This window comes from Alteromonas macleodii ATCC 27126 (genome assembly GCF_000172635.2).
GTDB classification, from domain to species: domain Bacteria; phylum Pseudomonadota; class Gammaproteobacteria; order Enterobacterales; family Alteromonadaceae; genus Alteromonas; species Alteromonas macleodii.
Genome location: NC_018632.1, coordinates 2099376 through 2111682, shown reverse-complemented (window position 1 = coordinate 2111682; position 12307 = coordinate 2099376). Strand labels below are relative to the sequence as shown.

General features: G+C 45.0%; 9 protein-coding genes. 1 reads left to right on the top strand and 8 read right to left on the bottom strand.

Features of this window, described 5'->3' with window-relative positions; all coding sequences use genetic code 11:
- Positions 1–57: 57 nt before the first annotated feature.
- From MASE_RS09025 to MASE_RS09000, 6 genes are all read right to left on the bottom strand, one after another.
- Positions 58–717, bottom strand: coding sequence for an SDR family oxidoreductase (locus MASE_RS09025; protein ID WP_014949432.1), 660 nt, complete (start codon positions 715–717; stop codon positions 58–60).
- A gap of 131 nt (positions 718–848) precedes the next feature.
- Positions 849–1598, bottom strand: a complete 750-nt coding sequence (gene kdsB / locus MASE_RS09020) for a 3-deoxy-manno-octulosonate cytidylyltransferase (RefSeq protein WP_014949431.1) — start codon at positions 1596–1598, stop codon at positions 849–851.
- 42 nt (positions 1599–1640) lie between these two features.
- Positions 1641–1835, bottom strand: a complete 195-nt coding sequence (locus MASE_RS09015) for a Trm112 family protein (protein WP_014949430.1) — start codon at positions 1833–1835, stop codon at positions 1641–1643.
- 5 nt (positions 1836–1840) lie between these two features.
- Entirely contained in the window at positions 1841–2872 is a 1032-nt protein-coding gene (lpxK, locus tag MASE_RS09010) for a tetraacyldisaccharide 4'-kinase (RefSeq protein WP_014949429.1), read from the bottom strand.
- The gene (gene msbA / locus MASE_RS09005; protein WP_014949428.1) at positions 2869–4617 is read right to left on the bottom strand and encodes a lipid A export permease/ATP-binding protein MsbA; all 1749 of its coding nucleotides are present in this window, start codon (positions 4615–4617) and stop codon (positions 2869–2871) included. The genes lpxK and msbA overlap by 4 nt, the downstream gene beginning before the upstream one ends.
- A 207-nt stretch (positions 4618–4824) precedes the next feature.
- The gene (locus MASE_RS09000; protein ID WP_014949427.1) at positions 4825–7419 is read right to left on the bottom strand and encodes a DNA internalization-related competence protein ComEC/Rec2; all 2595 of its coding nucleotides are present in this window, start codon (positions 7417–7419) and stop codon (positions 4825–4827) included.
- 210 nt (positions 7420–7629) lie between these two features.
- Here MASE_RS09000 and MASE_RS08995 point away from each other — a divergent pair, with 210 nt between their 5' ends.
- On the top strand, positions 7630–8157 hold the full coding sequence (locus MASE_RS08995) for a DUF2062 domain-containing protein (RefSeq protein ID WP_014949426.1): 528 nt from the start codon (positions 7630–7632) through the stop codon (positions 8155–8157).
- A 224-nt stretch (positions 8158–8381) separates the two neighbouring features.
- Here MASE_RS08995 and ligA read toward each other — a convergent pair whose 3' ends face one another.
- On the bottom strand, positions 8382–10418 hold the full coding sequence (ligA, locus tag MASE_RS08990) for an NAD-dependent DNA ligase LigA (protein WP_014949425.1): 2037 nt from the start codon (positions 10416–10418) through the stop codon (positions 8382–8384).
- A gap of 291 nt (positions 10419–10709) precedes the next feature.
- Positions 10710–12287 (bottom strand): cell division protein ZipA, encoded by a 1578-nt coding sequence (gene zipA, locus MASE_RS08985; protein ID WP_014949424.1) that lies wholly within the window; start codon positions 12285–12287, stop codon positions 10710–10712.
- Between the last annotated feature and the right edge of the window lie 20 nt (positions 12288–12307).

Here is a 12307-nt window from a genome sequence, read left to right as displayed (position 1 = left end):
GCGCTCTCTTGGTGTTATTGCATTATTGATTGAGTTTGTGGCAAGCCAACATTAAACCTACCAAGGCAATTCATCACCATTTGAATGGATGAAGCGACCTGCGTTAGATACATTTAGCTCATCTATGCGTTGTGACAAACGCTCAGCACAGGTATCAGCATCAATATCTCCCGCTCCATTGACCATTTCTGTTTGAACGAATCCAGGATGGAAAATACCTACTGCAATCCCCTTGGGCTTCAGATCATTCGCCATGGACACTCCCGCCGCGTTTAGTGCGGCTTTGGACATTCGGTAGCCATAGTAGCCGCCTGAACCATTGTCTGCCATTGAACCCATTCGACTGGTAATCATGGCAATTTTACCGTCTTTTGCCATTGCGGGTAATAGTGTTTGAGTAACTAACAATGGACCTAATGCATTAACCCTAAATTGATAATCGATGGTATTTGGATCCCAATCGTCAATACTCTCGCGTCCGAGCACTCCGGCATTATTAATGAGCAAATCGATGTTAACGTCCATTAAAGGTGCAAGCTTTTCAGCCAACATTTCTGGTTGGGATACGTCCACACCTTTGATGATTGTCACACCTGCACTGTTTAGCTCGTCGCAACTGTTTCGACAGGTAGCATAAACTTTCGCACCACGTGCTTTATATTGCTTGGTAAGCGCAAGGCCTATGCCTCTGTTGCCACCGGTAATAACTACGTTCATAACGGTTCCCTTGTTACTATGTGTATGCGTTTAAAAGGTTTCACTCACCTTTTACAAGAACTGGCTGTTTAGATAAGGCTTGTTGCTAATTTACTACAAGGCGTCAGCCCTATTTCAGCACTCATTTCTTATTAACTTATAGTCTTTAAAAGACGTTCTAGATCTTCCGGGGTATCAATTCCAACTGGCGGTGGCGCTATCGCCACCTCACAGTGAATCTTATCGCCATACCATATGGCTCGAAGCTGTTCTAAGGATTCAATTTGCTCCAGAGAGCTAGGCGCATAAGCAACATATTGCTTAACGTATTCAGCACGATAGGCATAAATACCTATATGGCGTTTGTACAGCGACGTATTTGCAGATTGCGGTTTTGCCATCATGTGATCGCGTTCAAAAGGAATAGGAGAACGTGAAAAATAGATAGACTCCCCCTTTTCGTTTACCAACACCTTAACGATATTGGGGTTAAACACATCCTCAACACGTTCAATAGGCGTAGATAACGTAGCCATCTGACACTGAGGCGCATTGGCAAGATTATCTGCAACCTGTTTGATGTTTTCGGCAGGAATAAATGGCTCATCCCCCTGTACGTTAACCACAATAGTAGAGTTCGCAATGCCTTCTTTTTCGATAACTTCGGCAATGCGCTCTGTTCCAGATTGGTGGTTGACAGACGTCATGCATACTTGAGCAAAACCAAGCACAACGTTTTGAATACGTTCATCGTCCGTGGCAACAATGACGTTATCTGCTCCAGCTTCTTTAGCACGTTCAACCACATGTTGAATCATCGGCTTTCCGTCAATAAGCGCTAAGGGTTTGCCAGGAAACCGACTTGAGCCGTATCGAGCAGGGATCACAACTGTAAATGACATAACTTTATTTCGCCCTTATTTACCACTTGGTTTAACGTTTTATTACCGTGTTGCGTCTACATCGTCTAACGACAATGCTGTTGCTTTACTTTCGATAAGTACAGGGATGCCATCTTTAATATCGAAAGCCAATCTATCAAATCGACACACTAACTGGGTGCTATCATCACTCAGAACTAATTTTCCCTTACACACTGGGCAAGCCAAAACTTCTAAAAGCTTTTTATCAAAGGCCATTGTTATTATTCCTGTCCGTCTTGGTTGATCTTCAAACCTGCCTTGGCAAGTTTCACTTTTACTAAATTAAAAAAGTCTGGCGCTAAATGCGCGGTAACAGGTAAAAACCAGCAGTCGTTATGAGCAAAAGGTGCAGCTTTAACGGCGTCTTTTTCTGTCATTAACACTCTACCATTCGGTATGTCTGACCGTGTGATCGCATGGTGATCCGCCAGCGGTGTAGCCGAAGAAAGCTGAATACCCATTTCTTTAAGCTGAGAGAAAAAACGCTGAGGTGAACCTATTCCAGCAATTGCGCTGCACGGCACTTTTTGTATCTCTTCAAGGGGACTGGTACTTACTCTGTTTGAAACAGAGGTGAAGTCCCCTGGTACTAAGGTCATTAAATATTGAGGCGCTACAGCATGGCTAAATGTCGGCATTGAACGGCTATTATGTACTAGCGCATCAACGGTACCAAGGCGCCATTGTCCTTCGCGAAGGGGCCCCATCGGCAGCAAATAACCACTGCCTACTTTTCTGTCGTCCATCACTACAATTTCAACGTCGCGATGAAGCGCGTAATGTTGAAGGCCGTCATCACAGATAATTAAATCACAGTGTAATTCGTCACTTAAGTACGCGGCTCCACGTGCGCGGACTGGATCGATAACAACGTCGCACTGGCTTCTAATGGCCAGTAAACGAGGTTCGTCACCCACCTCAGACGCATCATCTTCGCCTTTCACTAATCGCGGGTATTCTGGTGATTTAGCGCCATAGCCCCGACTTAAAATGCCGACCTTAATGCCCTGCTTCTGGTAATAATCGGCTAAAGCTAATACGACTGGCGTTTTTCCGTTGCCGCCCACTGATATGTTGCCAACGACAATCACGGGAGCATTAGCCTTAAAGGCCTTTTTGAGTCCAATTTTAAAAAGTAATCGTCGAATTGCCGAAATAAAGTAGAACAGCAGCGCAAGTGGTGAGAGCAGCCACACTAAAGGATGGCCGAAATACCATTTATCGTGCTTGGTTTTACTTTGTGATTGACTCACTTAGTCTCACCAAATTGTAACGCGTGCAGTTGCGCGTAGTGACCACCTTTTTCAAGCAATTCGTTGTGTTTACCTTTTTCAATAATGCGCCCCTGCTCCACTACCATAATGCAATCTGCGTTTTCGATGGTAGACAAGCGGTGCGCCACAACAATGCTGGTGCATCGTTTTTGCAGCGTTTCTAATGCGTCTTGGATCAAACGCTCAGACTCTGTATCAAGGGCAGATGTCGCTTCATCCAGAATAAGTATGGGCGCTTCGGCAAGTATTGCCCTTGCAATGGCAATACGCTGACGCTGGCCGCCCGAAAGCATCAAGCCGTTTTCACCAATTACCGTATCTAGTCCTTCAGGTAAGTTCGATAAGAACTCTTCAACATGCGCCATTTTTGCCGCATTCTCGATGTCTTTGCGAGATACATTTTGGCGCGCACCATAAGCAATATTGTTAGCTATGGTATCGTTAAATAGCGTAACGTTTTGCGATACCACGGCGAACTGCGCCCGCAGATCTTTAAGATCAATATCGTTGAGCGCCGTGTCATCCAAGCGAATTTCACCTTCTTGCGGTACATAAAAGCGTGTAAGCAGCGACGAGATGGTCGATTTACCACTTCCCGAGCGCCCTACCAAAGCAATCGACTGCCCAGGGTTTGCGATAAAGCTCACATTAGATAACGCGGGCGTCTGTTTTCCTGGATAAGAGAACGTAACGTCGTCAAATTCAATTTTTCCTGTTGCGCGCTCTACTTTGATTTTTCCTTTATCTTCTTCGTCTGCTTCATCAAGAATTTCAAAAATACTGGCGCAGGCTGCCATACCTTTTTGAAATTGGTTATTAATGGTAGTGAGCTGTTTAAGGGGCTTCAGCAGCATTACCATGCAAAAGACCACATTGATAAATACACCTGCAGTAAGCTTTTCAAGCATACCGGGCGTGCTGGCAATAAACAGAACGACAGCAAGGGCAATTGACGCTATTACCTGTATTGAAGACACACTCAAAATAGAAGTGACATTCAACTTCATTGACTGTTGTCGGTTGTGATTGTTTTTCTGCTGGAAACGCTTTTGCTCTATTTCTTGACCGCCAAACATGATCACAACTTTGTGACCTTTCACCGCTTGCTCTACCGACGATGTTAGGTTGCCCATTGATTGTTGAATGTTTTTACTTACAACGCGAAAACGCTTACTGACGATAGAAACAATTACCGCCACAATGGGGCCAATCAAAAGAAATATGAGCGAAAGCTGCCATGAGTAATAGAACATGACACACAGCAAACCGATAACTAGTGCGCCTTCTCTCACCAATGTTAGCAGCGCCTTACCAGATGCATTAGCCACTTGCTCTGTGTCGTAGGTGACTTTACTGATAAGCCCGCCAACCGCATGATTATCGTGAAATGCCACTGGAAGGTGAATGTATTTTTCAAACAACTGCTGGCGCATGCGCATAACCACCTGTGCACCAATCCAGCTTAGCGTGTAACTACCTAAAAAGTTGAAAACACCCCGTATCAAAAAGAGCGGCACAATCGCATATGCGGCTAGACGTAGATAGTCATGGTCGTTTTTCCCCAGTGACTCGTCAATCATTGGCTGAAGCTGGGAAAATACGAAGGTATCTACCGCGGAATAACCAATCATACCAATGATGGCAAAAACAAAAGGCACTTTATACGCTTTAAGGTACTGTAAAAAGCGTTTAATTTGATAATCCGAGTTGTCGGCTTGTTGCATGTAGTTTTTTTAACCTGTTTGAAACGTTAACAAAAACGCGTTGAAAGTATTGTACTCGTTCTCGCTCTAATTCACTAATATAGCGGCAAAATTGGTTAGTCTGCCAACTAAGTGAATAATGTGTGGCCACTTCATACCTATTTAAAGGTATTCGTGCACATCTTCGTTTCGTTACAAGCTAATATTTTTGGCATTTGACGATATTATTTAGTCTTTGAGGTGTCGCGGTGTAATGCCTGGTAAATACCAGCGATTGTTCAACGTTCCACGTTGGGAATCTATATGAAAAGAATCCTTATCGAAGGTTGCGCTTATATATCCGTGATAGCTTGTTAAATATTGCGTTACGCCCAAACGCTCGTAACGTTTAGCCACAACATAAGCAGGAAACTGCCATCGATTCTCATAACCTTGCGTAAAGATCACAGCTTTTGGTGCAACGTGTTCTATAAAAACATGGGTAGACGACGTTTTGCTTCCGTGATGCGGCGCAATAAGAATGTCGGCACTTAGATTTGTAGAACTCGCTAAAGTATCCATTGAAGCCCCCTCTGAAAAACCATCCATGATTTCACGGGTTATCAACGCGTACTCACTTGTTTTCTCAATGTCACCAGGAATTAACACGCTACCAGAGTCGCTTGTTATTTTAACCACACACGACATGGCATTGTTGTCTTCTTTATTGCCATTTGGCGGCCATAGAAAATTGATTGTTAAGTTCTGCCAGCGTATACGCTTTCCTCGCTCACAACCTAATGTTGGTGTATAGAAAGTGGCTTTTTTAGCTAAGGCGTGTTGCTCAATGGCTAATGCGCCTCCTGCATGATCGTTGTCACTATGCGTATGAACTACAACATCTATATTTGAAATATGACTACTTTCCAAAAAAGGTAACAGGTGTTTCGTTGCAGTATGAGCATTGCCATTAAACTGAGCGCCAGAATCAATAATCATAGCCCGGCCTCCCGCAGTCACTGCAATAGCACTGGCCTGGCCCGCATCAAATACATGCAGCGCCCATGCCGATTCATTGGTAGGTAACCACTTTTGAAAAATGCTTAGCGATGGGAGCAAGAGAAGCGCTACGCAGATAGCTTTGTACCGCCACGTTGGCAAAAGAAAAATAAAAAAAGCGACAATTAGACAAAGTGCCGCACCAATACTTACGTAAAAATTGATAGCGCTCCCAGAAAACTGACTAAGAACGTTCAAAAGCGATAACAAATACCCTAAACACACATCACTGTAATGCATAAGCATGCCCGTAACTTGTTGTGCGAAAGGCAACTCAGCAAAATGAAGGACTAACAACGAAATTAAACAAATAGGTAAAAGTAACGATATGACGGGCAAGGCGATTAAGTTGGTAACAACTGCAACAAAACTGGCGCTACCAAACCATATTAGGGTTAGGGGCATCATTATTACGGTAAGTGCTACTTGTAGTTTAAACAAAGACACATACCATGGTGCTCGCTGTAGCCCCCAAACAACAACTAAAAACCAAATGCACAGTACAGCCCCTATGCTCAAGTAAAAGCTAGCGCTTAATATAGAGAGAGGAAACAGCAACAAGCTCAAAGTAAGCATTGTGAGCGCAACATTTACTGGCCGCCATGCATGTCGAGAAAGAGACAGCACGCTCCCCATAGTTACCAGTATCAGCGCACGCACAACCGGCAATGCGCTTCCACTAAGCAACGCGTAACAAAAACAAGCAGCGATAAGCACACAAAGCACAGAGGCTCTAATGGGCGCGCTGGTTTGAAACATCTTACTTATTTGCGGTTCTCTGTTCTTTCGACCTGTTGCCGGATAGTTGATGGAGGCTGAACGTACTAACCAATATTTCGCTCTGCCTAATAGGCCTGTAACATGCGTGAGTAAAAATATAACGGGGTTAAAAAACAATAAGCAGGCCCCAGCGATAAGTGATAGATGCATGCCTGATATACTAAACATGTGCCCAGTGCCGGTGCGTTGTAACAGCGTCCAATCACCCAACGTAAAGCCCGTTTTATCCCCTAGCAGCAATGCGCGCCACCATCTTTCATGGATAAGGTCTAGCTTCTGCAATGTTGTAGCAAGTCCATAACGCACTGAGTGACTATGCTTTGTTTTATCGTGCTCTATCGACTTAATATAGCCAGTTGCATGAATAAATTGGCTAACCAACTGCTGTTGTCGGCTAGCTCCAACAGGATTAGCCGTACCGTATGCAGGTTTAAGTTTTACAATTGCGGTGAAGGTATCGCCGTTGTGCAAACAATTTAATTTCACTTGGGACGGAGAAACTGATTGAGGCCGCACGCCTATAGTCTCCTGTTGAGCATATGCGATTTTCTTGTTGGCTAAGCCTTCGCTTTTTCGATCATTTGGGAATTCATAACGTTGGTGAGTAAGACGAGCTTTGAAATTAAACGTGCTAGTTAAAACACGCTTAGGCAAGGGGGAAAGTATACCGTTGTCTAGAAATGTCGCTGTGCTTTCACGGTTGACAGACTCAATAGCGACAACATAGTGATAAGTCGCTTCCGGCACCCTAGCTGTGCCGAAGACACATCCCCCCGACACAACTCGACCTGAAATTGTGACATCTTGTTGAATTTTCCCTTGGGGCAGTTGCCAAGCGTAGTAAAAATGCCCTACACTCGCCACCCAAAGTACTCCAGACAGCAGCCCGCTCACTGCCCAACATAGCAGCACCTCTGGAAATGCATGATGTTCAGCGGGTTTTGTCGTCGAAATGAATATAATGATAGTCACAGATATTATTAAAATGGCAATCATCAATGCCATGCTGTGAGTACTTGGAAGTTTTTGCCAGAAAACTGCACTTATTGCGCTAGCGCAAAAACAGCTTAAGCAAATTGTGATACGATTGACCATGTTTTCACGTAGCAATTGACAGTGAGTGAATGTGGGTGGTGCAAATTCATGTTGCGCAATTCCGTTTACTGTTATTTTTTCTGTCTTTTTTGATTTTATTTTCGAGATGCATTGATATTTATGCCTAAGAAATTTATCCGACGTTTTTTGCCAGATCACCAAAGCATTAAGCAAAACAAAGCTTTAAAAATTTTTGGTAGCGTATTGCACGAGCCCAATCTTTGGCACTTAAACCGTCGTTCTGCATCTGGTGCATTTGGCATAGGTTTATTTTTCGCGTTTTGGCCGGTACCGTTTCAAATGTGGCTTTCTGCCGGTTTAGCTATTCCATTTCGAGCAAACCTGCCCTTATCTGTTGCAACTGTTTGGGTGACTAACCCATTTACTATTCCGCCTATATTCTATGGGGCTTACAAGGTTGGTACTACTGTACTTGGGACCAAGCCTGAGCATTTTGAATTTCAGTTTAGTTGGCAGTGGGTTGTAGAAAGCATTAATACCATCGGCCCTGCATTTCTAGTCGGGTGTGGAATTTGCTCGGTTGTGTTTGGACTAGCGGGTTATTTCTCTTTGAACTGGGTTTGGCGCTTTCAAGTGAAAAAAGCCTGGGAAAGACGCAGACAAATGCGGAATCAAGAAGCCCACTAGCGTGAGAGCCCTACACTTAAGGGTTTGTAGAAATATTTACCTTTTCTCAAGCCCCTTACAACGTTCAGTACAAAGTACGCCGTAAAAGACAGAGCAAGAATTACAAAAAACGCCACTTCATAGAAGTGGCGTTTTTTATTGGTAACAATCAATATGAGTTCGGCGTAAATCTATTCAGGAAAACCATTACGCCTAGCGCTCTTATTGAATTTAAGCCAGACAGACTACTTTTCATGCTCCGATAAAAAAGCGATAAGCGCAGCTTCGTCCCATACCTCAACATCTAGTTCTTGTGCTTTAGTTAATTTGGAACCCGCTTTTTCTCCTGCAACTAGGAAGTCGGTATTCTTACTTACCGAGCCTGCCACTTTTGCACCAAGTAACTGCAAACGTGCTTTCGCGTCAGAACGCCCCATTTCACTGAGTGTACCGGTAATAACGCACGTTTTTCCTTCAAGAGGCAAGTTATCCGAATCAGGCTTTTCAATAGCAGGCCAGTTAATTCCTTCTTTTAACAGCGCATCAATAACATCAGTATTGTGTGACTCGTTAAAGAAATTGAAAATGTGGGTAGCCACCACTTCACCAACGTCTTGGACTTCAACCAGTGCTTCAAGCGACGCCTCGCGAATAGCCTCCAAGGTTTCGAAGTGCGCAGCCAAGTTTGCCGCAGTAGCTTCGCCAACCTCACGGATCCCCAATGCGTATAGGAACTTGGCAAGCGTGGTTTGCTTTGAAGCTTCAAGCGATGCCAGTAGCTTACTGGCAGACTTTTCAGCCATGCGCTCTAGCCCAACAACGTCGCCTAACGAAAGCGTGAAAAAGTCGGCGGGACTGTGCACAAGATCAGCGTCAACTAACTGATCGACTAACTTGTCGCCCAGACCATCAATATCGAATGCTTTACGCGAAGCAAAATGCTTAAGCGCCTGTTTGCGTTGTGCGGCACAAATTAACCCACCGGTGCAACGGGCAACCGCTTCGTCTTCTAGTTTCTCAACCTGCGAGTCACACACTGGGCATTGGCTTGGGAAGGTAATGTCAGTTTCGCTACCTGTGCGATTAGCTTCTACCACAGACACCACCTGAGGAATAACGTCACCCGCACGGCGGATTACCACGGTGTCGCCAACTTTAACGCCTAATCTGGAAATTTCGTCCTGATTGTGAAGTGTAGCATTCGACACAGTTACTCCACCTACAAACACGGGCTCTAAACGAGCAACCGGCGTGATCGCACCAGTCCTTCCTACCTGAAACTCAACGTCCAGTAACTTAGTCACTTCTTCTTGTGCAGGAAACTTCTGCGCAATCGCCCAGCGTGGCGCTCGAGCCACAAATCCAAGGGCATCTTGCAGGTCAATACGGTTAACCTTAAACACAACGCCGTCAATGTCATACGGCAAACTATCGCGCTTTTCCAAAATGTGGTTGTAGTATGCCAAGCAGCCTTTACCGCCCTCGGCGGTGTCGATATCAGGGCACAGCGGCAGCCCCCAATTACCTAATTGCTTAAGGCGCTCGCTGTGTGTTGTGGGTAATTCAAAACTTTCAGGTTGCACTACGCCTAGCGAGTAGGCATAAAACATCAGCGGGCGCTTGGCCGTAATTTTAGAGTCTAACTGTCGTAAACTGCCAGCCGCAGCATTACGAGGGTTCGCAAAAACCTTACCACCCGTTTCTTTTTGATGTTCGTTGAGTTTTGCAAAGCCCTCACGAGGCATAAACACTTCACCGCGCACTTCTACGCGCTCAGGATAATGCTCACCACGAAGCGTTAACGGCACATTAGAAATGGTACGCACGTTAGCCGTGATATTTTCGCCTACCTGGCCGTCACCACGGGTTGCAGCACGCACTAATTCGCCATTTTCATACAGAATACTTACCGCTAAACCATCTAGCTTGGGTTCGCAGCTAAAATCTAACGTTGCCGAATCTTTTAGTCTGTCTTTTAAACGTTTTTCGAAGGCAAGCAATGATTCTTCGTCAAAGGCGTTATCCAGCGACAGCATAGGAACATCATGGGTAACTTGTTCAAAAGCCGATAACGCTGCACCTCCCACTTTTTGGCTAGGAGAATTCGGACTTTGAAGCGTAGGATATTGTTTTTCTAGCGCAATAAGCGCCTGCATATCTCTATCATATACTGCATCAGGAACCGAAGGGTCATCCATCACATAGTACTGATAGTTGTACTCATTAAGTGTGTTGCGAAGTGTTTCTATTTGTTGCTTTGCTTGTTCTAAAGAATCTGACATGGAGTTGTTGTCACGCCGTTTAAATAGTTAAAAGTATTACAATTCGTTGCCAAGGCCTATTCGCCCAAGCCGCTGTATGTTTCAAATGGGCTGCAAAAACCTGATCTATTTCAGTCAGGTTGTGAAACGTACAGCCACGCTACAATGCTATGGCTTGCTAGCCCTTGTTATACATCAAAGATCAATAGACCCTAATCAACAGAAAAGGACCTGGGTATGAGCCAAGTCCTTTTTTGTTGTTGCACCTGCATGAATAATCCACAAGATTGAGGCGCAAGTGATAAATTAACGCTAGCTGCGCGCAATCATACGCTTGCGCTCGAACTCACGAATTTTCTCGACGTATTGCTGTAAGCCCTGCTTCGTTAATACGCTTCGGCGCCCATCAAGTACTTGTGCGCCGAACTCATCTGCCAATTTGCGGGCGGCATTGTGCATCATGTTAAACACTTGATGAGGGTCACCCTCAATAGGCAATATCATAAACAGTGAAATACCTTGGGTTTCAAAGTTCTCTAGGTTATCAATGTCGAAAACCCCAGGCTTAAACATGTTAGCAAGGCTAAACAATACTGGCCCTTTGCCATTTGAGTTTACGTGGCGGTGGAAGATGTCTTGATCGCCAAATTTAAACCCTAATGTTAATAGCATAGGTAATAGTGCAGCACCTGAAATGGGCTCGCCTTCTGGCGTTCTTACATTTAATACTAAAACCTCGGGTTCAATCGACGACTTAGTGGTCTTTGATGTAGTTCCAGCACCATCATTACCTGACTCATTAGCACTAAAGCTTTCATCGCCAAAATCAGCGCTAGCTGCTTCACTGGTGTCAAAATCAATACGCATTTGATCGTCACCAAAATTCGGCTCTTCACGTCTTCTCACTGGCGTTTTGCTTCGTTTGTTACGTGCAAAACGTCGCGGCTGTTCATTTTCTTCATGAACATCGCTGGATGAAACAGACTCTTCGGGTGCATCTAAACTAAAATCAGCAACTTCTCTTTCGTTTTTAGCTGGCGGCTGCACTGTTTCAGGCTCTTCCTCCTGCGTTGGGTCGATATAAAACTTCTGTGCAGGACGAACAGGCTCTGCACGCCCTCTTTCTTGATGACCGCCCGCTTGACTCTGAATTGGGTCATGCGATTGCGCGTTATCCGCTCTCTCTTGATTACTTGGAGTATTTGGCTGTTCGCTTTCTTCACGCTGACCATGCGACGCTAAAGAAGTTTCCTCTTGCTCTTCGCCTTCACGAAGTAAGAAGCCTGGAGGTTCAGGGAACGCGGCAAGGTTTTCGTCGCCTCTGTTGGCACCTTTTATTGATGCGCAATCGGGACGAGTTTGCCCTTTCATGTGTGGCTTCGGATTCGTAACCACAGAGCCATAGAGCTTTGGTGCTTTCTCAGCTTCTTCTTTCCCGTCAGACGGCATAGCTGAATTACCAACGCTGCTTGAGCGTTTACCCGCATGCTCACCGTGTGCGCCCTCTTTTCCATCACCGTGCTCTTTTGACGTGGCATGTTGAGACAAGCTATCCTCGTCATCAGCTTCTTCGCTGCCGTAAGCATGTTTTTCATTGATGTCGTGATGTGCAGGGCCATTTGCCGTATTCGTCGATACGTTGCTTGCAGCCTCATGCTCTTGGTTTTGTGATTTGCTAACCACGCGCACCGCGCCAATGCCAAGCTCGTCAAAGCCTTCTTGCTCGTCGGACTCGAAATCGTTGTCATCATCTTGCCACTGACGGGGCTCTAAGCGCTCTTTTTCCGAAGGCTTACTGTTTTTACGAATTTTCCAAATACCATGGGCAAGCACTGCGATAATAAAAACCGTGCCTCCAAGGAGTAAAAATAGACGTAATTGATCTTCCATTTAATTTCTTTCGCCCTTTG